The organism is Mesorhizobium sp. ORS 3428, assembly GCF_001854785.1.
Taxonomy (GTDB): domain Bacteria; phylum Pseudomonadota; class Alphaproteobacteria; order Rhizobiales; family Rhizobiaceae; genus Mesorhizobium.
Genome location: NZ_MDFL01000110.1, coordinates 43637 through 69144, shown reverse-complemented (window position 1 = coordinate 69144; position 25508 = coordinate 43637). Strand labels below are relative to the sequence as shown.

Genomic DNA, 25508 nt, shown 5'->3' with positions numbered 1-25508 from the left:
ATCAGCCTGCGGCGGCGTCCTTCGCCGGCAGGCCTCTCGGCTGGCGGCGCAGCAGGAGCGCGATGGCCAAGGCGGGAAGTGCTGCCGCCGCCACGGCAAGGAAGACGAACTGCAGTCCGGCCGATGCGGCGACCAGACCGAGCGCCGGGCTGCCGAAGCCGAGCGCCACATCGAGGAACACGGTGTAGAGCCCCATGGCGAGGCCGCGGCTGCTTGCCGGCAGATGCCTGACGGCCTCGGCTCCGAGACCGGGATAGACCAGCGAGTATCCGAGACCTGTCAGGCCGGTGCCGACGGTCGCGAGGACCGTCCCGGACGCAAGCCAGATCAGCATGAGTCCTGCCGCCTCGACCGCCACGAAGATCGCGGCGACGCGGGCGCCTCCGAGCCTGTMGGGCAGTTGGCCGAAACAGAGTCTCGCCGCGATCAGCGATGCGGCGTAGGCCGTGAAGGGGAGCCAGACCGGGTGCCAGCCGCGTTCGGCGAACAGCAGCGCCCCAAATGACAGGATCGCGCCATAGCCGAGGCTGCTGAGGGCCGCGGCAAAGCCCGGAAGCCAGACCGCTTGCACCACGCTCATCCATGACTGCTCCGTGGCGGTGCCGGAGGGCCTGATGGCGCACATCGGCAGGACGGCAAGAAGCGTTGCAAGGGGCAGACCCATCGTGGCGAGAGCAATCGCGGCGAAGCCGCCGGCCGCGTAGAGCGCAGAGCCTGCAGGCGCGCCGAGAGCCAGCGCCGCGAACATCGCCATGCCCACCCAGGCAATGACCTTTCCGGAGTGTTCTCCGCCGGCAAGGGCGAGCCCCCAAGCCACGCCGCCGGTGATGATGAAGCTTTCCGCCGCACCCAGCACGGCCCTGCCGACGAACAGCGCCGACGCGGACGCTATCGGCCGGTCGAGCAACGCCAGCGATCCGAGATAGATCAGCCCGGCCAACGCGGCGGCGACGAGGCCGATGACGACCGCCCGCTTGCCGCCGCTCGCATCGGCATAGGCCCCGGCCCCCACGCGCGACAGCAGCGAGGCGACGAACTGGCTGCCCGTCACCAGCCCGACCGCGAAGGGACCGAAGCCCAGCCCGTCATGGATGTGCAGCGGCAGGACCGGCAGCGCCAGGCCAATGAGCAGGAAGGCGGCGAAAACCGCCGCCATGATCGGCGCCAACGCCGCCATCGTCCCGCTGCGCTCGGACGCAGTGTCCGTCGAGACCATCGGCGCCTAGACCTCAAGCATGACCTTGATGGCGCGGCGCTCGTCCATGGCGCGGTAGCCTTCGGCGACCTCGGCCAGCGGCAGCTTGAGGTCGAAGACCTTGCCGGGCTTGATCCTGCCGGCAAGCACGCGATCCATCAGGTCGGGCAGGAAGCGGCGCACCGGCGCCGGGCCGCCGAGCATGCGCTTCTGGCCGAAGAACAGGCGCTGGCCGTCGAAGCTCACGCCATGCGGCACGCCGACATAGCCGATCGTGCCGCCGGGGCGCGAGCAGGCCAGCGCCTGGTCGAAGGATTCGCTCGTGCCGACGCATTCCAGCACCGAGTCCGCGCCGACGCCTTTGGTAAGCTCCTTGATGCGCGCGATGCCCTCCTCGCCGCGCTCGGCCACGATGTCGGTGGCGCCGAACTCGCGGGCGAGTTTCTGGCGGCTCTCGTGCCGGCTCATGGCGATGATGCGCTCCGCACCCATCTCCCTGGCCGCGAGTACGCCCATCAGGCCGACCGCGCCGTCGCCGACGACGACAACCGTCGATCCGTCGCGAACCTCTGCCGCGTCGGCCGCGTACCAGCCGGTGCCCAGCACGTCCGAGACGGCCAGAAGGTCGGGCACCAGCTCGGCCGGCGGAACCTCCGACGTCGCCACCAGGGTGCCGTCGGCCAGCGGCACGCGGGCATAGGGCGCCTGCGCGCCCGACAWGAACTCGCGCTGTACGCAGGAAGACTGGAAGCCGAAGCGGCAATGCGGACAGGTATTGTCGGAGAGGCAGAACGAGCCGACGACGAACTGGCCGGGGCGCACAGTGCGCACTTCGCTGCCGACCTCGACGACGACGCCGCAATATTCATGGCCCATATGCATCGGACCCTCGACCGGCTGCAGCCCGCGATAGGGCCACCGATCCGAGCCGCAGATGCAGCTCGCCGACAGCTTGATGATGGCATCCGTCGGGCGCAGGATTTTCGGCTCGTCGACCTCCTCGCAACGGATGTCGCCGGGCTTGTGGAGAACGGTTCCGAGCATTTTGCTTCCTTTCGTTCGATCGGGATCAGGCGCCGTATTCGGCGTCGGTGACATGTTCCAGCCAGTCCACGACCTTGCCGTCCCTGGCTTCCTGGACGGCGATGTGAACCATCGCGGTCTGAGGCGATGCGCCATGCCAGTGCTTCTCGCCGGGCGCGAACCAGACGACGTCACCGGGCCGGATTTCCTCGACCGGGCCGCCCTCGCGCTGCACGCGGCCGAGGCCGGAGACGACGATCAGCGTCTGGCCGAGCGGATGCGTGTGCCAGGCGGTGCGGGCGCCCGGCTCGAAGGTCACCTGCGCTCCCTGCACCCGCTCGGCGTCGAACGGGTTGAAGAGCGGATCGATGCGGACCGTGCCTGTGAACCAGTCCGCCGGCCCCTTGCCGGAAGGCCTCGTGCCTGCGCGAAGAATGTCCATGGTGATCTCCTGTCAAATGCCTTCGATGTGGAGCGGGAACTCGCCGCACTGCCGAGGACGTTTTAGCGTGGCCGGGGCTGGCCGTGGYGCGGCTGGGCGCGCTGACTTGCGGGAAGATATGGCCGCGGAACCGATCCGACTAGACGAGATAATCCGCATGCACTTATCGGACTGTGATATAAATCCTCTTTGTTTGCACGCGATTCCGGACAGAAAACCGCTGCGCCCTTCTCGTGGAATTGCTCTTGGAGGTTGCCCTTTATGCAGCGCGAGGACATGAAGGATCTGCTCTGGTTCGTGGCGGTCGCCCGGGAGCGCAGCTTCACCAAGGCGGCGGCGGAGCTCGGCACCTCGCAGTCGACGCTCAGCCACACCATCAAGCAACTGGAGGCGCGGCTCGGCGTTCGCCTGCTTACGCGCACGACGCGCAGCGTGGCGCCCACTGAGGCAGGCGAGCGGCTTTACCAGTCGCTTGCGCCGCGTTTCGAGGAGATCGAAGCCGACCTCGCAGGCCTGGTCGCCTTTCGCGACAAGCCCTCGGGCACCGTCCGCATAACCCTGTCGGACCACGCGCTGCAGACGACCGTCTGGCCGAAGCTTGAGCCGGTGCTCAGCGAATATCCCGACCTGCGCGTCGAGCTCTACAGCGACAACGGCATGCGCAACATCGTGGAGGAGCGCTTCGACGCCGGCGTGCGGCTTGGCGAGAGCGTAGACCGGGACATGATCGCAGTGCGGATCGGCCCGGACTGGCGGCTGGTGGCCGTCGCCTCGCCGGATTATTTTTCCCGTCACCCCGCCCCGCGCACGCCCCAGGACCTGGTCGGGCATTGCTGCATCAACCTGCGCCAGACCGCGGCCGGCGGGCTCTATGCCTGGGAGTTCGAGAAGAAGGGCCGCGAGGTCAGGGTCAGGGTGGACGGCCAGCTGACCTTCAACTCGACCCTGCCGATGATCGACGCGGCGCTAAGCGGCTACGGCATCTGCTACGTTCCCGAAAATCTCGTGACCCGACATCTGGCCGAGGGCCGCCTCACGCTCGCGCTCGACGACTGGAGCCTGCCCTTCCCGGGCTATCACCTCTATTACCCCAGCCGGCGGCAGCTCTCGCGGGCGATGGCGGTGGTCATCGACGCGCTCCGGCATCGCAACTGAGCGGCCGCGGTCGGGGAGACGGCTATTGGGCCAGCGGCAGGAACCGCGCATCGCAGGATGAAAGTCGGCAATACGGCGCATTGGCAACTTCTCACCGTTACGGTGTTGTCTTCTCATCTCCGGTTCCGCCGCGTCGCGCATATTCTGCCACCAGGAAGTCGAGAAGCCCGCGGACCGCGGGCAGCAAGCCGCGCCGGCTCGGGAATACGGCATGGACGATGCCTGCGCGCGGTGTCCAGGCTGGCAAAAGATGAACCAGTCGGCCGGACGCGATGTGCTCGTCCGCCACCATGCTTGGAAGTTTGACCACGCCAACGCCTTCGATTGCGGCGTGAAGCAATTGCGACATGTCGTCGGTGATGAGACGCGGCTTGTGCGTGACAGTCACGGACGCTCCATCCGCACCGTTCAATTCCCATACATGCTTCGGAAGCGACGGTCCGAAATCCATGCTCGGCAGATTGCCGAGGTCGACCGGCACCAGGGTTTGGGCCATGCCTTCGATCAACTTGGAACTTGCGACCATGCGCTGCGGACTCTCGCCCAGTCTGCGCATCACGAGATCGGAATGCTCCAGTGGCGGGAAGCGGACACGGAGCGCCACGTCAATACCTTCCGCGATGACGTCAACACGACGGGAGGTCGACTCCAGCTCCACCGTCACGCCGGGGTTGGCCGCCATGAAGCGCGCGATCATCGGCCCAACCTCGAAGCAGATGAGCGCGGAAGGCGCGCTAAGGCGCAGAAGCCCCTTCGGGCTGGAATGCGATCGCTCGATCGCCTCCTGCGCCGCGGCCGCCTCGACCAGCATGGCGACGCAATGGCGATAGTATTCCTGGCCGATGTCCGTGACCGTCAGCTTGCGTGTTGAGCGCTGCAGCAGCCTCACGCCGAGCCGATCTTCCAGATCCATGATATGCCGACTGAGCTTCGATCGCGGCAGGCCAATCGCCCGGCCGGCCGCCGCATAGCCGCCATGGTCCACAACCTGCACGAAATAGTAGAGGTCATTGAGGTCATGCATGGCCTTGTTGTCCTATGTGTAGGACAGACTGGTCAATATACGCATCTATCCCCGCTATCGTCGTCGCACTAAATCTTCAATCAATAAACCATGCAATCGGCCGAAGGAGAGGAGACAAGCGATGCGAAAGATCCTCGGCATTTACAGTGCGCCGCRCCAGCATTGGGTTGGCGATGGCTTTCCCGTCCGCACCATGCTCTCACATCATGGTCAGGGCGCGCATATCAGCCCCTTCATCATGCTGGACTATGCAGGTCCGGCGCGGTTCGAGCCGACGTCTGAGYGGCGCGGCGTCGGCCAGCATCCGCATAAGGGCTTCGAAACCGTGACGATCGTCTATTCCGGCGAGGTCGAGCATCGTGACTCGACCGGTGCAGGCGGCGTGATCGGCCCAGGCGATGTGCAATGGATGACCGCTGCTTCCGGTATCCTTCACGAGGAATACCATTCCCCTGCCTTTGGCAGAAAAGGTGGCGACTTCGAGATGGTGCAGCTCTGGGTCAACTTGCCGGCGAAAGACAAGTCGGCAAAGCCTGGTTACCAGAACCTGCTCGATGCCGACATTCCGCTGGTCGAACTGTCGAACGGCGCCGGCAGGCTGCGAGTCATTGCCGGCAACTTCCAAGGTACAAAAGGGCCGGCGCGCACCTTCACCCCGATCAATATCTGGGACGTGCTCCTTCGCCAGGGTAAGGAGGCCAGTCTCGATATCCCGGAAGGACATACGGTGTCCGTTGTGGTGCTGTCGGGGGCCGTCGAGATCGATGGCCACGATGTGCTGCGCGCGGCTCAGACGGCGATCCTGGGCCGCGATGGCGGCGCGATCACCATCGCGGCAAGCGATGATGCCAAACTGCTGGTTCTCACCGGCGAGCCGATCAACGAGCCCGTTGCCGCTCACGGTCCTTTCGTGATGAACACAATGGAGGAGATCAAACAGGCCATGCTTGATTTTCAGAGTGGCAAGTTCGGCGCGATCCGCGAAGCCGAGCGCGCGGCAGGGTCGTGACCTATGGTCCCAACTAGATGATGCTCGATAATCGGCGCGTAGCGGACCGCTGGATGCCGGCGACGAGATCATCTCGCAAGGTCCGACCGCTATCGGCGTCGGCCGGAGACGGCTTCGACAATATCTGACCGCCGGAAGTCCGTTGCCGCATCGATGTGATCGCGGCCTGGCTGGGACCCGCGTTGGCCAGAGGCCATTCCTTTGCGGAACGAACCTGTAGCGGCGTGGGCTGCTTCAACAGCAAGAGAGGAGTGAACAATGTCCAGTGAACCCATTCGTGATCCCGCGAAAGACCACCTTCTGACACCGCAGAATTCGGCGTTCATCCTGATCGACTACCAGCCGATCCAGGTGAGTTCCATCCGTTCAATGGACCAGAAGGAACTGGTGTTCAACATCGTCCACACCGTCAAGRCAGCGCTCAACTACAAGCTTCCGATCATTCATTCGACGGTGAATGTCGCGACGGGAAAGAACAAGCCGCCGATCCAGCCGATTGCGGATCTCCTCAAGGACTATCCGACCTACGATCGCACCACCATCAACAGCTGGGAGGATGTCGAGTTCAAGAAGGCGGTCGTTGCGACCGGACGCAAGAAGCTCATCATGACAGCACTCTGGACGGAAGCCTGCCTCGCCTTCCCTGCACTCGACGCGCTCCGGGAAGGCTATGAGGTCTACGTCGTCGCCGACGCAGTCGGTGGGACGTCCGTGGCCGCCCACGAGGCCGCCCTGCGCCGTGTCGAGCAGGCAGGTGCCAAGCTCATCAGCAAGACACAGCTTTATTGCGAGTTGCAGCGCGACTGGGCGCGAGGGGAAACCGTCCCCGGCTTTATGGACGTCTTCGAGAACTGGGACGGCTCGAACCCCGAAAGGGATTTCAAGGGGTAACGCTCAACCAGAAACCGGGCCAGCCATACTGTGGCCACCCCAGCCACGTTGTCGAGGCCGGCTTGCGCTCGCGCTCGACGACCGACCTGCCCTTCCCGGGCGGTCACCTCTATTGCCTCAGCCGCGGCAACGCTCCCGGGCGATGGCGGTCGTCATCGACGCGCTCCGGTTCCCCTCGCATGTCGTGCCGTTGCTACGTCCGAGAGGTGYCATCAGGGGACGCCGCCGGAGGCGTCCTGTTCGCCAGAACAGCACGAAACAGTTCTTCCCCGCGCAGCCCGCCCCGATAGCGGACAATAAGATCCGCGGCCACCACTTCGGCCTGCTCGCTTTTGCGGTCGATCCCGCCTCGGGCGCAGATTTGGTCGAAGGTGTCTTGGAGAAGCGACAGCTCGTCAGGTTCAAACAAGCCGCTACTTCCGGCGAGGCGTATTATCGGCATCAACCCCTACCCCCAAAAGTTTGGTGGAACCGCCCAAATGTTTGGTAGGAGATTTGTTCGGGCAGGACCGGGTTAGAGTCAACTGCAAAATTCCCTCTGGTGCCCTCCCTGATCAAGGGCCTATGTGCCGGGAAACCCTGTCAGCCGTGACATCGCCGAGGCTCACGCGCTCTCGGCCGAAGCCGGCCCTTCGCCGGCTACCAATGTCCAAGCCACAATCGGGCTTCGCAAATCAAGCGGCCTGCAGGTCCTTCCAAGCCTTCTCGAAGGCATCCTTGATCGGCTTGGATGCGTCCTCACCGGCTCTCAGCATCGCGGCTTGCAGGGTCTTGGCCTGCTCGACGGTATTTTCGAACTGCCTGTTCACAAAAGCCGCCTGCAGTTCGAGGAACTCGGACGGCGACTTCACGGCAACCAGTGCTTCGAGGTGCGCGAAGCCGGCTTCCGCATTGGCTCGCAGAGCGGCAATCGTCTTCAAGGACACCTCGTTACGGGCGGTCTTGGCCATTTCAAGGCTGGACTCGAAAGCCCTTTGGGTCGTTTCGGTGTCCGATTGCAGCTTGGAAAATGYTTCCTTCGAGTGCTCAACGCCCTGTTCGGCGACAGAGTAAACCTGCTCGGTAGTCTTGGACGGTTCGAAGGTAGGGGATTCAGCGTTTTCGATCGTTTCGGTCTTGCCGGGGATCTTGGCCATTTTTTCCATCCTTTTCCAAAGAGCGGCCTCAGGGCAAAGCCGCCTCCTTCATGTACGAAATCGTCGCAACGGTATTATGAAGCTGAGATGAATTTTGAGGAGCGGGYCACGCGAATAGGGGCGTGTCAACGAGGGCATGACGCTCACGACGTCATACAGGAAAGGCGCACGCTGGCTGGCCCACTTTCGACGTGACGCTCCGTGACGAGCGACCGTGACGCGGCAACCATCGGCCGCGCGGCACGCTGCAGCTTCACAAGTCGCATCCCACGGTCGGTTGTCGCTCCGTGCCGGATGGGTTACGCTTAGAACCAAACCGGTACAAATCCGTCAGATGAGCKAAGTCGAGCTGAAATTCATCCTCGACGAAGCGCCGTCCAGCGAGTTCTGGGCGCRCGTCAAGGCCTCGAAACTGGCCACAGGCAGCCCAACAACGAAAACGCTGAGAAGCATCTATCTGGACACGCCCGAACACGCGCTGAAGAAGGCTGGGATAGCGTTGAGGCTCAGGCGCGACGGGCGGCACTGGGTGCAGACCGTCAAGACCAGGGCGGAACTGCACGGTGGCCTTTCGCAGGTCGGTGAGGTGGAGAACCCGGCACCGGGCGGTCGGGCCTGCCCTGAGGCGATTCCGGATGACTCGGTGCGCGACGAGGTCCTTCAATGCGTCAACGGCGCTCCGATTGAGCCCGTCTGTGAGACGGTGATCAAGCGTTCGGCCAGCGAAGTGTCGCTTGCGGACGGCAYCCGCGCGGAACTGGCCGTCGATGTCGGCCAGATTCGGGCGGGGAGCCGCTCGGCCGACCTGAACGAAGTGGAAATCGAGCTCCTCGAAGGCAGTCYGGCGGGATTGTTCGAGATCGCGCATATGCTGTTTCCTGATGGAGGACTGAGGTTCTCGCGGCTTTCCAAGGCGGCGCGCGGCTATCTTCTTGCGGAAGAGGGACGGATCGACCCGCCCCTGGCACCTCGAAAGGCCGAGGACGTTGCGCTCGATGCGGATGAGATCGCCGAGCACGCGGCGCGCAACATTCTTCGCGAGTGCGTGGATCAGATCGCCACCAATGTCGTGGTGGTCCGAAAGTTGGATGATCCTGAAGGGCCGCATCAGTTGCGGATCGGCCTGCGCCGCTTGCGCAGCGTGTTCTCCGTCTACAACGGGGTGCTCGAGAGTGCGGAATTAGAACGGCTGAACGACGAGGCACGCTGGCTTGGCCGGGAGGTCGGAAGGCTGAGGGATCTCGATGTGGTGGCGAACGACATCGTACAAGGGGAGGCCGGAGCCCAGCCAAATGAACCAGGTCTTGCCGCGCTTTCCAGCGCGCTCTCACAGGAGGCAACGGAAGTGCGCGAGCGCCTTCGCGAGCTGCTGGCCGGGGCGCGCGTGCAAGCGTTGCTCATCGACCTGACGCGGTTCGTGGAGACACGCGGCTGGCTTGTTCCGGAGGATTTCGGCCAGACCACGCGGCTTGCAAAGCCGGTCACCAAGTTGGCCCGGCAAGCGCTCAGGAAGCGGTGGAAGCGGGTGCGCAAGCGCGCACGCGGGATTGCGACGCTCAATACAAAGCAGCGTCACAAATTGCGCAAGGAGCTCAAGAAACTGCGCTATGCGGTCGAGTTCTTCTCTTCGCTCTACCCGGCAAAGCGTGTCGATCCGCTCCTGAAGCGCCTGAAGAAACTTCAAAAGGTCTTTGGTGATTTGAACGACGCCGCCACAGCCAAAGCCCTGCTGCCGGAGACGCATGCCGCCAGCGACCCGGCCGCGCAGCGCGCCATCGGCTGGACGATCGGAGCAAGCCAGGTGCGCGCCGAGCATGGCGGCGCAAAGGCCCTTTGGCGAAAGTTAAAGCAGACTCGCCTGTTCTGGAAGTGAAGAGAGGAAGGCAAAGCCGGGCGACCGGGTGCGCTTTTGGCGCAAGGGTGTCCCCGCAAGCATGGCTTTCGCTTCGGTTCCGATCAGCTGGTTATGGCRGAGATTGTCTAGGCCGCGCTGCCGGTTCGGCGCAGTCCTGCCGGGTCGAAGGCGGCTCTGCCGGCGGCGTTGTCGAGAGGCGCCGGATCGAAGGCCAGCGCCTCATGCATGGGAAGTGCGGCCGAGAAGAGGAATCCTTGCGCGATCATGCAATCGAGCGAGCGCAGGATCAGGCGATCGGCGTCGGTCTCGACGCCCTCCGCCATGACCGCAATTCCCAGCGTTCGCCCGAGATCGATGACGGCCTTGACGACAGCCTGATCTTCAACCGACTTGGCCAGGTTGCGCACGAAATCCTTGTCGATCTTGATTTTTCGGATGCGGCTGTCCTTCAGCGACACCAGCGTCGAGAAGCCGGTGCCGAAATCGTCCAGCACGATCGATATGCCCGCGTCGGCCAGGCGCCCCAACTTTTCGTCGACCCTGTCGCGATCCACGGGCGCCTCTTCCGTGATCTCGATCTCGAGCATCGCCACGGGGACATTCTTCGTCCTCAGGCCGTCCAGGATCATGTCATCGACATTGCCGACCTCGAGCTCGCGCGGCGACAGGTTCATCGCGACCCGCACATCCTGGCGCCCGCTTCTGGCGAGCTCCTCGATCATGGAGCAGCAATTGAGAAATACCGTCTCGGTCAGCAGGGAAAGCAGACCGRTCTCGCGCGCCGCGACGACGATCTCGGGCGGGGGGATGGCGCCATGGATCGGATGGCGCCACCGCAGGAGCGCTTCGAAGCCGACGACCGCATGCGTATCCAGCCGCACGATGGGCTGGAACCATGAGCAAACAGCTCCGGCTTCGATCGCTGTGCGCAGGTCGCGCTCGATGCAGTGCTTGCGTTCGAGCCCGTGGTCGAGCGCGGCATCGAAGAGACAGTATTCGTTCCTGCCGCTGCGCTTGGCCGCGTAAAGCGCGAAGTCCGCCCGCAGTAGCATCTCGGTCAATCGAGGCATCTCCGACACGTAAATGCCGATCGAAGCGCCGACGCGCACAGAATTCAACGCCGGGTCCGGCTTGGAGATGGCGGCGATGAGCAAGGATGCGAACTCTTCGGCCGAATGCGGCGACCTCAAGGCGGGAAAGAGCAGCACGAACTCGTCGCCGCCGATGCGCGCGATCGTTGCGCCTGGCGGCGCATGGTTCTCTATCCTGCGCGCGACCCTGACCAAGAGGTCGTCCCCGATATTGTGGCCATAGGTGTCGTTGACGGATTTGAAGCCGTCGAGATCGATCAGCATGGCCACGAACGGACCGTCGGATGCGCCGAGCTGGGAGATGGCCTGCTCGAGCCCGTACCTGTTCAGCAAATTTGTCAGCGGATCGCGTCTGGAGTTGCGCTCCATCCGGGCGGCGAACTCCCTCGCCTCGTATTTGAGGCGGCTTGTCTCCTTGAAGCGGGCTTGGCCGAGTATCGCGCTTCTGATCATCCCTGCGAGAAAAAGCAGGATCGTGAAGCCGAGGACGAAATTTTCGATATTGCCTTTCGCCAGCACGCATCCGGCGGTGATCAGCAGCGGCAGCGTCATGAAGTTGATCGAGGCCGGCGAATATGACGCTCCGTAGGCGACCGCGCCGGCCGACAGGCCCGCAAGAACGATGAGATAGAGCGGCGCCTGCGGCGTGGTGTATCCGTTCGACATCACGGCCAGAAAAGACCAGGCGACGCCCGACGCCAAAGCCAACATGCCGAAACGGAAAAGCCGGGCGGCGACGGGCCCGCCATCGGGAATATCCGGCTTGGCGAGCGCAAGTCCTATGCGGGCGCTATTTATGATGCTGACCGTGGCAAACCACAGCACCGCCGCAAGGCTGCCGCCCGAGAGCAGCTGCACGGCCAGGATCAGGCCCGAGAGGACCGTGCCGATGGGCATCGAAATGAAGAGCCCCGTCCTCAGATCAGCGAGCTGATCCCGCAGAATCCCCGCTTCCACGGATTCGCTTTGCCCCCGAGGGGCGGAAGCTGGGCGGGGCTGCTTGAGTTGTCTCATGACAACCAAATAGCTAAGCCCTCGGAATGAAAATCACGTTAAGGATTTCAGCAGCTTACGGCGCACTCGCTCGATTGGTGGCCAGCCCGGCGAGCCCATACGAAGGTAGGTTCTGGTGAAGGCGGATTTGGAACCCGCCCGCTCGGTCTGTCAGACTACGGTCGTTCCCAATTTTCTTCTCCCAGAACACCGACGCTGCCTCCCCTTGTCGGCGCGGACGCGCGCGCCGGCTCGCGATGAACTGAGGCGAAGCAGGCACTCCAGCTCATGGTCGTGATCGGCGTGGCGGCTCGATCAATGCTTCGCTTTCAGGAATCGCGCTTCTCGCAGAAGCGAAGCACGGTCGTGGCCGACTTCCTTTATCAGCTCACTGGCTTCCGCCTCCGAAATTCCGGTTTTCTCTTTCAACATAGCGACCAGCTGCCTGTCGGTCTGGCCTTGGGAACGATCTTCGACGTGTTCTCTCATGTCGCAATCCTCCTTGACGCCAAACTCGCAAAGACCCGGAAATGTTTCATTAAAAGTCAGTGTCCGAGCGCAAAAATGCCCGCCGGCAGGACAACGCCGTTCCGTGACGGTGTTGTCYGCTGCCGGTTACCGCCGGGAGCGCCAATGACAAGCGGAACGAATTTCCGCGTTTGCGCTTTCTGGGTGCATGGCTCCCAGACCACCAGTCGAACCGCCCCTRCTCTCTGAAGGTAGCCCCGACCGCCCGATCAACTGCGAGGTTGCCCTTGAGCCCGCATTCGAGGCTTTGGTGAAGGCCTCCCTTCTCAAAGGCTGGTCGGCCCAGGAAGTCGCGGAAACGCTGCTCAAACTCGCAACAGAACATGCCGTGACGGTTGTGGGGCGCCAAAGAGTGGTCGCGCGATTATTTCACTGGCGCGTTGCCAGCCTGGTGGATCTGTACGTCAGCCAATTCCTCGGCAGATTCAGGTGAATGGCCCCGGCCGCTTGTCCGGCGTCAGCCCCTGTCCTCTCACGGTCGGATTCAGCCCGCGTGGTTGGAACTAATGGCGTTCGAGACTGTTCAGCTATCGCTTAAATGCGACGCTGACATGCCCGGCCGGACGGGCGAGCGGCGCTCTCGAGGAGGCTCTCACATGAAGATTTCGTCCAGCTTTCGTTCAGTCGCGGTTGCCGTCATCGCCGCCGCAGGAATCAGCTTTGCCACGGCCGCGCATGCAGACAGCGGCACGATCCGCTTCGCCGTCTACAAGGCGGCCTTCTTCGTCGGCGGCACCGGGGGCGACGGCACGCTGACCTTCCATGGCCGACGATATCCCATCTCGGTCGGCGGCATCTCGGGCGGCTTCGCCTTCGGTGCCTCCAAAACCTATTTTCGAGGCACCGTGCGCCACATACGCCGCGCCCGGGATGTGACGGGCGTGTACGGCGCAGCTGGCGGCGGCGCCGCGCTCGGCAGAGGGGCCCAGGTGATCGTGATGACCAATGACAAGGGCGCCCAGCTCGAACTCACAGGCAGGCAGGTAGGCCTGCAAGTCAACGCCGATCTCAGCGGCATGAGCATCACGGTGAGGTAAGGGCCCCCATCTCGCTCGTCACGCTGCGGAACCGAGGCTGCCGCTGTCGGAGCGGCGGCCGTCGAGCCGTCGCGCACTGAGACGCGGGCACGCGCCCCTTCGCGACATTCAACGTCTAAGCGCGAACGGCTTCCGACCCTTTGCGGAAGATGCAGAGATCGTGCAAAAGACCTTATCGGAAATCGGAAGCGCCCGGYCATGCCTCCACTCGACACGATCGTTGCCTTCATCGCAGCCGCAACGCTGCTTGCCTGGGCGCCCGGTCCAGACAATCTGTTCGTTCTCGTCCAGTCGGCCCTTTATGGCCGCATGGTGGGCGTGTTCGTCACGCTCGGCCTTTGCACCGGCCTGATCGTCCACACGGTCGCGGTGTCTCTCGGCGTGGCGGCCATCTTCCAGACCTCGCAAGTCGCCTTCAGCACGCTCAAGGTGATCGGCGCGGCCTATCTCCTCTATCTCGCCTACAAGGCGTTTCGCGCAAAGCCGGAGGCGCTGACGAGCTCCGGCGGAAAGCCGAAGCCCATGGGGCAGATGTATATACGCGGGATCGTCATGAACGTGACCAATCCGAAGGTGGCGGTCTTCTTTCTGGCCTTCCTACCACAGTTCACCTCACCGGAGCGGGGCAGCATCGTGGTGCAGATGTTGATGCTGGGCGGCATCTTCATCATATGCGCGTTCGTATCTTTCACGCTGATCTCAATACTGGCTGGATCGCTCAGCCGGTGGCTGCGTCAGTCCGACAGGGGGCAGGTCTGRCTCAACAAGATCGCCGGGCTCGTCTTCGTTGGACTAGCACTGAAACTCGCGACGTCTCATCGATAGGTGCGCCGCTTTAGTCTTTGTTTTGAAGCGTGTCGTTTCCCCAAAACCGCTGCGCACTTTTGAGCGACATGCATGATGTCGCCGCCGACTGACAAAGGGCAGTCGCGGAGGCAATCGCGCTTTCACGGGCTGGGYGGTGCCGCCGAAGCGAGGCGACGGTCTGCTTGGCTAGACCCAGCCTGCGGCAGTCGCAGCAGAAAAGGCCGTCCAGGTGACGGCCTTCTCAGGACGGGGCTGAGCTCAATAGCTTGTTTTGGGCGCCGTTGTTGAGGGCGCTGTCGACGAGGACGACGAGCTCTTCTTCGTGGTGCGCTTCTTGTGTTTCACCGGGCACTTGTGCGTCTTGGTCGGCTTGCAAGCCTTGGCCTTCTTCTTGGCAGGCGCGGTAGTCGACGGAGTGGTCGTCGACGGAGTGGTCGTCGTTGTGGCCTGGGCAGTGGTCATTTTGGCGGCCGCATTGCCTAGGCCCGGGACCGAGAAGGCGAGAGCAACGCTCAGACCAAGAACGGAGAGCAGGGTCTTTTTCATGGCTTGGTTTCCTTGTTGTTGTGCAGATCGGTTTTGGGGGGCACTGCATCGGGCTCGACCGGTGTCACGCCAAGCAGCTTCAGGGCGTTTGCGAGCATTCGGATTCCCTGCGCCTGCTTCTTGTCGGCACAGAACCGGTTGCCCTTTCTTTGCAGCGCCTTTGCCGCGGTGACCTGCGTTGCCGCGGCGTGGGTTTCGAGGGCCTCGTCAACTTGCCGGCTGAGATTGGCGCAGCGCTCGGCCCGGCTGGTCGCAACCTTTGCCTCGGCTGCCTCGACCGGGCCGGCGGCAAGCGAAATGGCGAGCAACGCACCTAGAAAGCTGATCGAGAACCTTTGCATCGCTTGTCGCTAATCCGAACAAGTGCCGCAGTGCGGCAGCCGATGAACCGACCCTCAACCCCCATTATACGCCTGAACGGTTTCTGGAGTTTTTCTGGTATGTTTCTGAACTGTGTCTGAAGCTGCCGCGCTGCGAGGCCGGCGCGACGGCGGCTGCATCGGCTTCGGTTCTGAAGGGGTGAACGGAAGGTTCTTTCAAGGCTGTCCGGAGGCCGCCGGACCAATCTCTGGTCGCCGTCGATGATGCCCTTGCCCCAGGCAATCCCTCCCCTTACCCGTTCACGGGTATGTTCCGGCTTGCCGACGGTGACAGGCTTTCGGTGCCGGGCGYGGAAATCGGGGCGCCGTGCAGAACCCAGTCGGCCGCGATCTGTCCGATTACCGGGGCCAGCTGGATACCGTAGCCGCCGGCGCCGGCTGCCGTGATCAATGTCGGTTCGGAAGCATCGATCGGCCCCACGAAGGGACGGTGGTCGGCCGYCACGGGGTAAAGGCCGGCCCAGCCTCGGCCAAGCCGCGCGCCGGGCAGATCCGGTACCCGCTCCATCAGAAGTTCGGCCAGTTTGAATTTCGACTCGTCGTCGCACTGGTCGTTGTAGTTGTCGGGGTCCTCCGGCGCGTTCGCATTCACTTTGTGAATCTCGGCGATGAGTTCGCCCTTCTTTTCGTGGCGGAAATTGAGGCCGGTCCCTTCCCCGTTCACGAGGTCCATGACCATCGGCATGGTGTAGTCGAGTGGCTGGTCAAGATGGATGACGATCGCTTCATGGCGCTCGGGCCAAATGTGCAGGCGCTGGCCGAAGAGTTCGGCGACTTGAGGCGCCCAGGCTCCGGCCGCATTGACGACGGCGTCGCAATCGATCGGGTCACCATCGGTTGCCAGCGTGTAGYCGGCGGAGCGCCTCGCTACGCCGAGCACCTTGCGGTACTGCCGGATCTGGCCGCCTTGCGCGCGAACAATCTCCGCCAGGAAGTTGCACATCTCATAAGGATCGAGGAAGCCGTCGTCGGGTCCGAACAGCCCACCCTCGAGACCTTCCGGGTTGAGATGCGGAACGAGCTGCGTGAGCTGGTTCGCGCGCAAGAGGCGGGAGCGCAGGCCGGCCTCTTCCTGGATCTTCACCGATTTCGCAAACAGCTCCATCTGCCTTGGCGTCCGCGCCAGCCGGAGATAGCCGATATGGTTGAAGCCGAGGCCCTGTCTCTCCCATTGGCGGAACCGGCGCAGCGAATGGACCCGAAGCATGATCTCGAACGGGTCGGTCAATTGCGTTCCGACCACGCCGACCGACCTCCCGCTCGAGCCTGAGGCAATCGACTGCGCTTCCAGCACCGTCACGTGGGCGCCCTGCTCGACCAGGTTGAGCGCCGAACACATTCCCAATGTGCCGGCGCCGATGACTACGACATGAGGAGAGGCTGCCATTTACGGTCCGTCCGCTGCAATTCGGTCAGGGCTCACCGGCGATCTCGCCCAAGGTCTCGTCGATCGCCCGAAGGATGTTTCGAGCATCTTCCTCGGACATGGGGGTCGAGAGGGCGAACAAGCCGTAGCTCGCCGACAACACACCACGCCCAAGCAGCCCCTTATGGAAGGCGTCGAGCCTCTTGCGCTCGGCCTGGCCGGGATAGACGGACCTGTAATCCGTCACCGGATGAGACGTGAAATGAACCTTGAAGAGCGACCCCAGGCCGACGCACTGGCCGGCAAGGCCATGCCTTTCGAGCGAGGCCGCGATCCCTTCGCGCAACAGCCTGCCGAGGCGATCGAGATGGGCAAAACTGTCTTCCGTCAGCGCACGCATCGCGGCAAGGCCGGCGCGCATCGTCACCGGGTTCGCGGTGAATGTGCCGCCATGGGGAAGAGCGGGCTTGCCCCGGGTCGGGTCGAACACGGCTATGATGTCGGCCCGCCCGCCGACGGCGCCCACCGGGAAGCCGCCGCCGATGATCTTGCCCAAGGCCGTCAGGTCGGGCCTGATGCCCCACAGGCCCTGCGCGCCCGAGTAGCCAAGGCGAAACGAGATCACTTCGTCGAAGATCACCAGGGCACCCGCCGCATGGGCGATCTCGAGCATCGCGCTCAGATAGTCCTTGCGCGCCGGAACGAGTCCGGCCCGATTGGGCATGGGGTCGATCAGCACGGCGGCGATGGTCTCGCCCTGCGAGGAAAAGACCGCGCGCAAGGCTTCAATGTCGTTGAACGGCACCGCGATCACGTCGTCCAGCACACCGCGCGGCGTCCCCCTGGCATAGGGCGTCGAAGTCGGCAGGWCTCCCCAATTGGAAGGGGAACTGTCCAGGCTGACTTCGGCAAAGTCGTAAGAGCCGTGGTAGGCGCCCTCGATCTTGACGATCTTGGGCCGCTCGGTGAAGGCGCGCGCGGCCTTGATGGCCATCATCACACCCTCGGTGCCGGAGTTGGTGAAGCGGATCTGGTCGACGGAAGGCAATCGATCCACCAACAGTTCGGCCAGCTCGATTTCGCTGAGCGTCGGGGCGCCGAAGGCGGTCCCGGAAGGCACCTGCTCAACCACCGCGGCCGCTACATCCGGATGCGTGTAGCCATGGATCATCGAGGTGAAATTGTTGATGCAGTCGTAGTAGACGTTGCCGTCCACATCCCACACCCTGCACCCCTCGCCCCGTGCCGCATAAATCGGAAACGGATCGACGAAGACCGTGGTGCGCGTGTTCCCGCCCGGYATCACCTTTTTGGCGCGCTCGAACAGGGTCTTCGATGCAGGCATGGCGTCGGGATAGTGGGGCATGGTTCTCAGAGCGAATTGGAGCGAGCGGCGCGGCGCGGAAGCTGAAGGACGCCTGGACAATAGCCTACAGCAGGCTCGGCGCAATGGCTCCACCCCGGACATAGCTCCAGGCGTTTCGCGACTGGCTGTTTTCGGAGATCACGCCAAATGGGGCAACCGACGGCATGGGCGGGGGGCGTTGGGGGAGCCGTCGGTTACCAGAATGGGGGGCCTTTGGAATCGGAAAATGCATAGGCCCTTATATAATCATGCCAGCAAACCGCGCTCTTGGGAACTGGGTTCCAGCTTAAAATTCAAAAACATAACGTCCCCGGGGGACTTGCATACCCGCGATGATCTCCAAGCGGGTCCCCGCGGCAGGAACCAGATCGGTTCTGCCGCGTCATAGAGACAGGTTCTAGTCGCAACCCAGGAGTGAGGTCGATGGTCAGGCTCCTTGCCGTCGCCGTGGTGGGGCTCGTGCTCGCCTGCGGCGGGACGCAGGCAGCCGGGCTGGACCTCGACGCGGTCAATCAGGCCCAGTTCAGCGAGGACGAGCCCGTCGGCGTCAGCCCGATGCTGATCAAGGCGCAGGTTCTTCTCGATCGCGCCCGTTTCTCGCCCGGCCTGATCGACGGGCGCGTTTCGGAAAACTTCACCAAGGCCGTCGCGGCCTTCCAGGCGGCGAACGGACTGCCTTCCGACGGCAAGCTGACGCGGCAAACCTGGGACAAGCTCACGGCATCCTCCGCCGGCCCGGTGCTGACGACCTATCAGGTGACGGCCAAGGATGTGCGCGGCCCCTTCACCAGGCGCATCCCGGTGCGCATGGAGAGCATGGCCCACCTCAAACACCTCGGCTATCGCAGCGCGCGGGAGAAACTGGCGGAGCGTTTCCATGTCGGCGAGCAATTGCTGAGGATGCTCAACCGCAAAACCACTTTCACCAAGGCCGACGCGACCTTGGTGGTGCCTGGTATCGGCCGGGCTGACCCACCTCCAGAGATTGGCAGCATCGAGGTCGACAAGGCATCCCGCCAGGTGCGTGCGCTCGACCCAACGGGCAAGCCGCTTGCGGTCTACCCCGCCTCGATCGGCAGCGAGGAAAAGCCGGCGCCGAGCGGTGCGGCGGAGGTCAGGCGCGTGGTGCACAATCCGACCTACCACTACGATCCGAAATTCGCCTTCAAGGGGGTCAAGACCAAGCGGCCCTTCACCATCGCCAAGGGGCCGAACAATCCGGTCGGATCGGTATGGATCGACCTCTCGATCGAGAGCTACGGTATCCACGGCACGCCCGATCCCGGCAAGATCGGCACCACCTTCTCGCATGGCTGCATCCGGCTGACCAACTGGGATGCCGAAGACCTCGCCGCCATGGTCAAGCCGGGCACGAAGGTCGACTTCAAGGACGAGACCGCGCAGGACGGAGCCGCAGTGAATGGCGCTACCTCGGCGACCGCCGAACAGTGAGCGCTGCATAAGCCCAATTTATCGTCATCCCTAGTTTTTCAGAACGTTACACGGCCTCCCGTCGCCTGTAGCTTCGGCTTCGCCTTTGGAAACGATCTGGAATTGGTGGTTCGATGCAAGCACATGCGAGAGTGGTGATCGTCGGCGGCGGATGCGTTGGTGCCGGCATCCTGTACGGCCTGGCAAAGCGCGGCTGGACCGACGTCGCGCTGCTCGAGCGCACCCAGCTGACGGCAGGCTCAACCTGGCATGCGGCGGGCCTCATCCCATCCTATGCCCGCAACATCAATGTCGGCCGGATGATCAAGAAGACCATCGAGATCTATGAAGGGCTGGAGGCCGAGACCGGGCAGCCTGTCGGCTGGCACAAATGCGGCCAGCTGCGCATCGCCAACAGCAGGGACCGGTTCGACGAATTCAAGAGCTATATGAGCGTTGCCGACGTCCAGGGCATGCGAGCGCAGCTGCTAACGCCGGCTGAGGCCAGGGAGCTCTGCCCGCTTCTCGACAACAACCACATGCTCGGCGCGCTCTACCACCCGGATGACGGCCATATCGCGCCGGCCGACGTGACGCACGCCATGGCCAAGGGCGCGCGCGACCTCGGCAGCAAGGTCTATCTCGACACCGAGGTCACCGGCTTCAAGCGGACGCCCAGCGGCGAATGGCTGGTCGAGACGAACAAGGGCGACATCACCTGCGAGCACGTGATCTGCGCGACCGGCAATTACGCGCGCCAGACCGGCGCGCTGCTCGGCCTCGACATCCCCGCCATCCCGATCCTGCACCAATACTGGATCACCGAGCCGGTGCCGGAGATCGTGGAGCGCAAGCGCCAGGGACGGCCGGAAATGCCGATCCTGCGCGACGAAGGTTTCGAGGGCTATCTGCGTGAGGAAGGCGACGGCCTGATGTTCGGGCCCTACGAGCGCACCGCAAACCTCAAGCTCTTCGCCGAAAACGGCGTTCCCGCCTGGTTTGGTGCGGATCTGGTCGAGGAGGATTTCGAGGCGGTGTCGTGGAACTGGGAGCAGGCCCTGCAGCTTGTCCCGGCGCTGGGACGGGTGGGCATCAAGGCCAATGTCCGCGGCCCCTTCCAGATGACCGCGGWCGAGCTTCCCTTGATGGGACCGGCCTGGGGCCTGCCCAATGTCTGGTTGGCCGAAGGCGTGCCGGGTGGCATTCTGTGGGGCGGCACCATCGGCTACTATTTGTCGGAGCGGATCGTCGAAGGCGGCAACAGCCTCGACACCTCCGATCTCGACCCGCGCCGCTTCGGCGACTATGCCAACAAGGCCTGGACGCGCGAGAAGGTGCGCGAGGCCTGGGGCACGCATGCCGAGCAGAAATATCCGGGCCAGGACATGCCCGCCGCGCGGCCGCAGAAAACGGCGCCGTCCTATGCAAGGCTGACCGAGCTCGGCGCCGTCTGGGGCGTGCTCAACGGCTGGGAGATGCCCAATTGGTTCGCGCCGAAGGGCGTCGAGGCCAAGGACCAGTACAGCTGGCGCTGGACGCCAAAGGGCGTGTTCGTCGGCGAGGAAGTGCAGGCGGTGCGCAACGCCGTCGGCCTGGTCGAGATGACGCCGATGACCAAGTTCGAGGTGTCGGGGCCGAGCGCGGCCACATGGCTGGACAAGATCCTCGCCAACCGCCTGCCCTCGATGGGCCGGGTGGCGCTCACGCATCACCTGACTGTCGGCGGTGGCGTGCAGGCGGAATACATGGTGGCACGCCTTAACGAGGACAGCTTCTACCTCATCTCGACGCCGCGCGCGGAGCGCTGGAATTTCGACGATCTCTCGAAACTACTTCCCGCCGACGGCAGCGTGAGCCTGAAGAACGTCACCAACGATCGCGGTTGCTTCACCGTGGTCGGGCCAAAGGCGCGAGACGTGCTGCAACCCCTTACCGAGATCGACCTTTCGAACGAGAGCTTCCCCTGGTTCAGCGTGAAGACGGGCGGCGTCGCCCTGGCCAGCGATGTGCGGCTGCTGCGCGTGAATTACGAAGGCGAGCTCGGCTGGGAGCTCTACCATCCCATGGCCTACCAGAGGCAATTGCTGGATGCGCTTCTGAAGGAAGGCGAAAAGCACGGCATGCGGCTCGTCGGGCTGCATGCGCTGGAGTCGCTCAGGCTGGAGAAATCCTATCGCGCCATGTACCGCGACATGAACCCGGAGCTCAACGCGCTGGAGAGCGGGCTCGAGCGCTTCATCCGCCTCGACAGGGGCGATTTCGTCGGGCGCGACGCGGTCCTGAAATACAAGGAAAGGAACGACCAGCGCCGCTCGGTGACCCTCAAGATCGAAACCGACGGCGCAAGCACGCTTGCCTCCGAGGGCCTCTACATCAATGGTGAGCTGGTCGGGCGCATAACGTCGGGCGGATACGCCTATGCGCTCGGGCATGATGTGGCGCTGGYGCTGCTGCCCGAGCATCTTTCGAAGCCCGGCACGAAACTCGACGTCGCGATCCTGGGAGAATGGAAGGTCGCTGAGGTGATCGCGGATTCGCCTTACGATCCAGGCAACGACAGGCCAAGGATGTAATGAGGCGGCTGAGCCGTCGGCTACATGGCGATGGGGCGCCTGGCTGCKACGTGTACGCATGCCGTGCGCCGCTGCGGCGAGCGCTCCCGCTGTCCTTCGCTCGACTTGAGGTCAAACCGGGTTGCCCGAACGGAGCACCGGGAGACGAATGGCATTCAATGGAGCACTAATGTATATGGATGCCCGAACGAGCAGCGTCTGCCGAATGGTTGGGGAATGCCATGCGGACCTTCATCTTTACGGCGATGTGGATTGCCATCACATCGGGCGCAGCCATCACATGGGGCGCAAACGCTCATGATTGGTATCAATACAAGGTTGATCCACTGACAAAATTCAAGTGCTGCGGCGGTTCCGATTGCCGTGCCATCCCCCAGTCTTCGGTTCGATCCAAGGTCGATGGTGGTTACATTTACTTGCCGGACAATTTCAACATCCCGCGGGATCGGGTGCAGGAGTCGCCAGACGACCAATACCATATCTGCGAAAATACCTATGTCATAACCAATCAGCCGTATTTGCGTTGCTTCTTCGCGCCTCGGGTGAAGATCTCTCGTTCTCTCCCACATTAAGGCAATACGGCGCGCCTCTGCTCGGGGCGCCAACCAACCCGATCCCGGAAATTGGGCAACCGATCCATCACGTCGCGATGCCGCACGGATCGTTCCRCGCCGCCCTGCGTTGAGTGACAGGCATGGAGGGCACAGCAATGAGCGATGATCGGATCGAGAAGATAAGGCAGCGCGCCTATGAGATCTGGCAGCGCGAGGGCAGCCTGCACGGCGACCATGAGCGGCACTGGCTTCAGGCCGAGATGGAAATCGACCGCGAGGCGGCCCTGCCGCTGACGGCGGACGATGCGCTGCCCGAAACGCGCGACGTCCCCGGTTCGGACGCACTCACGGTCGAGGCGCTCGCGGCRCACACCGGCATCAGCAGCCAGGAAGCGCAGGAGTTGCTCGACAGGTTGGGCAACGACCGGGCCGCGATCGAGCAGGCGGCACGCAAGCTCAAGGCCCGGAAGCGGCTATAGCTGGAAGCCGCGGGCTCGGCCGGCGGCCGGTGGACGCCTCCACGATCAGGCGACGGCGCGCGGCTGCCATGCCAGCATGCGCATRGGCTTGGTAGCGGGCGGCTCTGCGCATGGGCGGCTTGCCGAGGCCGAAGAACCTGCTTGTATGTGACACGCGCCTCGGTTGTACTTCCCGAAGCGGAACCTTCGAGGAGGCAAGGCGATGAACTGGAAAGCGGCGGGGCTTTCCTGGGCGGCCGCAATGGCGATCGGTGGGGCTATGTGCGRCCAGGCGCTGGCGTGGGGCCAGGAAGGGCATGCGGTGATCGCCGAGATCGCCCAGCACAGGCTGAGCAAAGACGCCTATGAGGTGGTCGAACAGCTCTTGCGCTCGCATCTCAAGCTCAAGCCGCCAGCGACCGTCTCGCTGGCCTCGGTGGCGAGCTGGGCCGACGACTATCGTGCCGAGAACCACAAGGAGACGTCGAACTGGCATTTCGTCGACATTCCGCTCGCCTCCCGGCCGGGCGATGCGAGCGCCGGCACCACCGCCTACGACCCGGCGCGCGACTGCAAGGACGACGCCACCTTCGGCACCTGCCTGATGAAGGCGCTGCCGGCCGAGGAGAAGATCCTTGCCGATCCGAAGAAGAGCGACGAGGAGCGCTGGAAGGCGCTCGCCTTCGTCATTCATCTGGTGGGCGATCTCACGCAGCCGCTGCACTGCGTCGAGCGCCTCGACAACAACCAGGGCGACCAAGGCGGCAACACGCTGACGGTGACTTTCAACGTCGCGCGRCCGAAGCCGGACGGCTCCACCTATCGCGACCTTACCACCTTCCACGCGGTGTGGGATTCAAGCTTGATCCTGTTCAAATACTATGACTGGGGCAAGGTCGCGCTGGACATCGAGACCGATGTCATCCCGCATCTCGCGCCGTTGCCGGTCGCGGACCAGACGCCTGAGAAATGGCTGGCCGCGTGCCATGCAATTGCGGAGGACGCCTATCGCGCGCTGCCCAAKGGCACCTCGATCAAGGCCGACAACCCGCATGCGGTGATCCTCGACCAGGCCTATTTCGACAAGTTCTCGCCGGTCGCCGTCCAGCAGCTCGCCCTCGGYGGCCTGCATCTCGCCGCCGTGCTGAACGAAACGCTGGCGGTTGATAAATAGACGCAGCGGCTGGAGGATGGCTGCCTTGACTGGTCCGCGTCGGCGCTGTTTTTTTCCGAGGCAGTTTCGACGAAAAAAGGCCCGCTCCAGCATGCCGGGGCGGGCGACAGCTTTTAAGACAGCAAGCTTATTTGCAGTCTTTCAGCAGTTTCAGCGCCTTTTCGGCGTTGGCCTGGGAAGTGTAGGCCTTTGTCCCGGCGTCGGTCATTTTCTTGCCGTCCGGCTTCGTGGTGACCACAGAGCACTTCTTCGTCGTGGCATCCTTCGCCACCCAATATTGCGTGGCCGCGAATCCCGGCGTGCTGAAAAGCGCAACAACCGAAGCTGCAACCAGAACCTTGCGAATCATAACGTTCTCCCGAGTTAAAGAACGGCCCGGCTCGCTCATCCGTGAGTGCTGTTGCCTAACACGTGGATGCACGAGCCGAGCCGCCGGCCAGCCGTATCGCGGATTAACCGCCGAGGGCAATTTACAAAAATGTAAAGCACGGCCGCGCCCTGCCGGCCGGGCGATGGGACTGCCGGGGTCGCTGAGCGGTTGCTTGCCGCACCGTCCGGGCGGATGCATAGTGGCCGCACGCAGATGGCGCCTGGGCTCGACCGGGAGAAACGGCCATGAATGACCAAGCGGACAATGCCGGCGTCGCGGTGTTCCCGCCGTTGCTGTTCCTTGTAGCGCTGATCCTGATGCTGGCGCTGCGCTATGTCTTGCCGCTCGCGATCGGCGGCAGGCCGCTGACCATGGTGCTGGGCATAGTGCTTGCGGTCGCTGCAATTGCCGTCATCGCCTGGGGGCGCAGGACCATGCAGCGCGCCGGAACCAATATCGAACCGACGAAGCCGACGCTCGCCATCGTCACCGGCGGGCCGTTTCGCTTTATCCRCAATCCGCTCTATGACGGCCTGATGGGCCTGCTGCTGGGGATCGGGCTCATCTTCGACACCTGGTGGAGCCTGCTCGCCCTCGTCCCGGTCTTCCTCATCCTGCATTTCGGCGTGGTGCTGCGCGAGGAGGCCTATCTGGAGCGCAAGTTCGGCGAACCCTACCGCACTTACAAGGCGAGCGTGCGCCGCTATCTCTAACGCCGTGCTTGAAATGCGGGTGGCGGCCTTGGGCCGTCAGCGCTTCATCGAATTGCTGTAGACCTGCACGCCGACGCGCTCGTTGCGCCGCCAGCGCACAACGGCGCGATAGACGRCATCGTCGTCGGGGACAATGAGCGTGAAGCGTTCCGGGATCTCCGCCTGCGGAGCGACGCGCAGCTCGGCGCCATGCTCGTGCTGGTTTCTGACGGAGCACCTGATCCTGGCGTCGGCGGTGACGATCGTGGCCTCCTTCAGCACGAATTCACGCGCATGAAGGCGGCGCTCGATGTGGGGAAAAGAGGTCATGGCGCACTCATCCCGGAACTGTCCGGCGAGGGCTGATCCTCCCTGCCCGACACCCCACCGTAGCAGCGAGGCGTTTCCGATC

Annotated in this window: 26 protein-coding genes; 13 read left to right on the top strand and 13 right to left on the bottom strand. The window is 63.6% G+C overall.

Annotation, left to right across the window (positions count from 1 at the left end; all coding sequences use genetic code 11):
- Position 1 precedes the first annotated feature (1 nt).
- Genes ORS3428_RS11465 through ORS3428_RS11455 form a run of 3 tightly spaced genes read right to left on the bottom strand, consistent with a single transcriptional unit; the run spans position 2 to position 2660 of the window.
- Complete coding sequence (locus ORS3428_RS11465; RefSeq protein ID WP_071097591.1) at positions 2-1216, bottom strand: arabinose transporter; 1215 nt, start codon at positions 1214-1216, stop codon at positions 2-4.
- Positions 1217-1222: 6 nt separating this feature from the next.
- Complete coding sequence (locus ORS3428_RS11460) at positions 1223-2239, bottom strand: zinc-dependent alcohol dehydrogenase family protein (RefSeq protein ID WP_071097589.1); 1017 nt, start codon at positions 2237-2239, stop codon at positions 1223-1225.
- Between the two features lie 25 nt (positions 2240-2264).
- Positions 2265-2660, bottom strand: coding sequence for a (R)-mandelonitrile lyase (locus ORS3428_RS11455; RefSeq protein ID WP_071097587.1), 396 nt, complete (start codon positions 2658-2660; stop codon positions 2265-2267).
- Between the two features lie 261 nt (positions 2661-2921).
- Between ORS3428_RS11455 and ORS3428_RS11450 the strand changes: the two genes are divergently transcribed.
- Positions 2922-3815, top strand: coding sequence for a LysR family transcriptional regulator (locus ORS3428_RS11450; protein ID WP_071097585.1), 894 nt, complete (start codon positions 2922-2924; stop codon positions 3813-3815).
- A gap of 97 nt (positions 3816-3912) precedes the next feature.
- On the opposite strand, the gene ORS3428_RS11445 is transcribed toward ORS3428_RS11450, so the two are convergent.
- Entirely contained in the window at positions 3913-4839 is a 927-nt protein-coding gene (locus tag ORS3428_RS11445) for a LysR substrate-binding domain-containing protein (RefSeq protein WP_071097583.1), read from the bottom strand.
- A 121-nt stretch (positions 4840-4960) separates the two neighbouring features.
- Here ORS3428_RS11445 and ORS3428_RS11440 point away from each other — a divergent pair, with 121 nt between their 5' ends.
- Complete coding sequence (locus tag ORS3428_RS11440) at positions 4961-5848, top strand: pirin family protein (RefSeq protein WP_071097581.1); 888 nt, start codon at positions 4961-4963, stop codon at positions 5846-5848.
- Between the two features lie 258 nt (positions 5849-6106).
- Positions 6107-6739, top strand: coding sequence for a hydrolase (locus tag ORS3428_RS11430; RefSeq protein WP_071097576.1), 633 nt, complete (start codon positions 6107-6109; stop codon positions 6737-6739).
- Between the two features lie 674 nt (positions 6740-7413).
- Here ORS3428_RS11430 and ORS3428_RS11420 read toward each other — a convergent pair.
- A complete protein-coding gene (locus tag ORS3428_RS11420; protein WP_071097710.1) occupies positions 7414-7875 on the bottom strand; it encodes a phasin in 462 nt (153 codons plus the stop codon).
- 334 nt (positions 7876-8209) lie between these two features.
- Between ORS3428_RS11420 and ORS3428_RS11415 the strand changes: the two genes are divergently transcribed.
- The gene (locus ORS3428_RS11415; RefSeq protein ID WP_071097572.1) at positions 8210-9748 is read left to right on the top strand and encodes a CYTH and CHAD domain-containing protein; all 1539 of its coding nucleotides are present in this window, start codon (positions 8210-8212) and stop codon (positions 9746-9748) included.
- Positions 9749-9855: 107 nt separating this feature from the next.
- Here the strand turns inward: ORS3428_RS11415 and ORS3428_RS11410 are convergent, their stop codons facing one another.
- Positions 9856-11718 (bottom strand): putative bifunctional diguanylate cyclase/phosphodiesterase, encoded by a 1863-nt coding sequence (locus ORS3428_RS11410; RefSeq protein WP_244507928.1) that lies wholly within the window; start codon positions 11716-11718, stop codon positions 9856-9858.
- Between the two features lie 411 nt (positions 11719-12129).
- Entirely contained in the window at positions 12130-12303 is a 174-nt protein-coding gene (locus ORS3428_RS33275; protein WP_157895954.1) for a hypothetical protein, read from the bottom strand.
- A gap of 289 nt (positions 12304-12592) precedes the next feature.
- Here ORS3428_RS33275 and ORS3428_RS33645 point away from each other — a divergent pair, with 289 nt between their 5' ends.
- From ORS3428_RS33645 to ORS3428_RS11395, 3 genes are all read left to right on the top strand, one after another.
- On the top strand, positions 12593-12775 hold the full coding sequence (locus ORS3428_RS33645) for a hypothetical protein (RefSeq protein ID WP_201788306.1): 183 nt from the start codon (positions 12593-12595) through the stop codon (positions 12773-12775).
- A gap of 163 nt (positions 12776-12938) precedes the next feature.
- Positions 12939-13379, top strand: coding sequence for a hypothetical protein (locus ORS3428_RS11400; protein ID WP_071097565.1), 441 nt, complete (start codon positions 12939-12941; stop codon positions 13377-13379).
- Between the two features lie 198 nt (positions 13380-13577).
- On the top strand, positions 13578-14204 hold the full coding sequence (locus ORS3428_RS11395; protein WP_071097562.1) for a LysE family translocator: 627 nt from the start codon (positions 13578-13580) through the stop codon (positions 14202-14204).
- A 240-nt stretch (positions 14205-14444) separates the two neighbouring features.
- On the opposite strand, the gene ORS3428_RS11390 is transcribed toward ORS3428_RS11395, so the two are convergent.
- The 4 genes from ORS3428_RS11390 to ORS3428_RS11375 form a co-directional block, all read right to left on the bottom strand.
- Positions 14445-14732: a hypothetical protein gene (locus ORS3428_RS11390; protein WP_071097561.1), complete on the bottom strand. Its 288-nt coding sequence runs from the start codon at positions 14730-14732 to the stop codon at positions 14445-14447.
- Positions 14729-15073 (bottom strand): hypothetical protein, encoded by a 345-nt coding sequence (locus ORS3428_RS11385; RefSeq protein WP_071097559.1) that lies wholly within the window; start codon positions 15071-15073, stop codon positions 14729-14731. The genes ORS3428_RS11390 and ORS3428_RS11385 overlap by 4 nt, the downstream gene beginning before the upstream one ends.
- Positions 15074-15344: 271 nt before the next feature.
- Positions 15345-16499, bottom strand: coding sequence for an NAD(P)/FAD-dependent oxidoreductase (locus tag ORS3428_RS11380; RefSeq protein WP_083355093.1), 1155 nt, complete (start codon positions 16497-16499; stop codon positions 15345-15347).
- Positions 16500-16524: 25 nt separating this feature from the next.
- Positions 16525-17844, bottom strand: coding sequence for an aspartate aminotransferase family protein (locus tag ORS3428_RS11375; protein WP_071097555.1), 1320 nt, complete (start codon positions 17842-17844; stop codon positions 16525-16527).
- Positions 17845-18267: 423 nt separating this feature from the next.
- On the opposite strand from ORS3428_RS11375, the gene ORS3428_RS11370 reads away from it, so the two are divergent.
- The 5 genes from ORS3428_RS11370 (at position 18268) to ORS3428_RS11350 (ending at position 24034) form a co-directional block, all read left to right on the top strand.
- Positions 18268-19296 (top strand): L,D-transpeptidase family protein, encoded by a 1029-nt coding sequence (locus ORS3428_RS11370; protein ID WP_071097553.1) that lies wholly within the window; start codon positions 18268-18270, stop codon positions 19294-19296.
- A 113-nt stretch (positions 19297-19409) separates the two neighbouring features.
- Positions 19410-21848, top strand: coding sequence for a GcvT family protein (locus tag ORS3428_RS11365; RefSeq protein ID WP_071097550.1), 2439 nt, complete (start codon positions 19410-19412; stop codon positions 21846-21848).
- A gap of 221 nt (positions 21849-22069) precedes the next feature.
- A complete protein-coding gene (locus tag ORS3428_RS11360) occupies positions 22070-22420 on the top strand; it encodes a hypothetical protein (RefSeq protein ID WP_071097548.1) in 351 nt (116 codons plus the stop codon).
- Positions 22421-22557: 137 nt separating this feature from the next.
- Positions 22558-22881, top strand: a complete 324-nt coding sequence (locus ORS3428_RS11355; protein ID WP_071097708.1) for a DUF2934 domain-containing protein — start codon at positions 22558-22560, stop codon at positions 22879-22881.
- Positions 22882-23083: 202 nt separating this feature from the next.
- Entirely contained in the window at positions 23084-24034 is a 951-nt protein-coding gene (locus tag ORS3428_RS11350) for a S1/P1 nuclease (RefSeq protein ID WP_083355092.1), read from the top strand.
- Positions 24035-24161: 127 nt separating this feature from the next.
- Here ORS3428_RS11350 and ORS3428_RS11345 read toward each other — a convergent pair whose 3' ends face one another.
- A complete protein-coding gene (locus ORS3428_RS11345) occupies positions 24162-24383 on the bottom strand; it encodes a hypothetical protein (protein ID WP_071097544.1) in 222 nt (73 codons plus the stop codon).
- 266 nt (positions 24384-24649) lie between these two features.
- On the opposite strand from ORS3428_RS11345, the gene ORS3428_RS11340 reads away from it, so the two are divergent.
- Positions 24650-25117 (top strand): methyltransferase family protein, encoded by a 468-nt coding sequence (locus ORS3428_RS11340; RefSeq protein ID WP_071097542.1) that lies wholly within the window; start codon positions 24650-24652, stop codon positions 25115-25117.
- 36 nt (positions 25118-25153) lie between these two features.
- Here ORS3428_RS11340 and ORS3428_RS11335 read toward each other — a convergent pair whose 3' ends face one another.
- Positions 25154-25426, bottom strand: a complete 273-nt coding sequence (locus ORS3428_RS11335) for a PilZ domain-containing protein (protein WP_071097539.1) — start codon at positions 25424-25426, stop codon at positions 25154-25156.
- Positions 25427-25508: the final 82 nt, after the last annotated feature.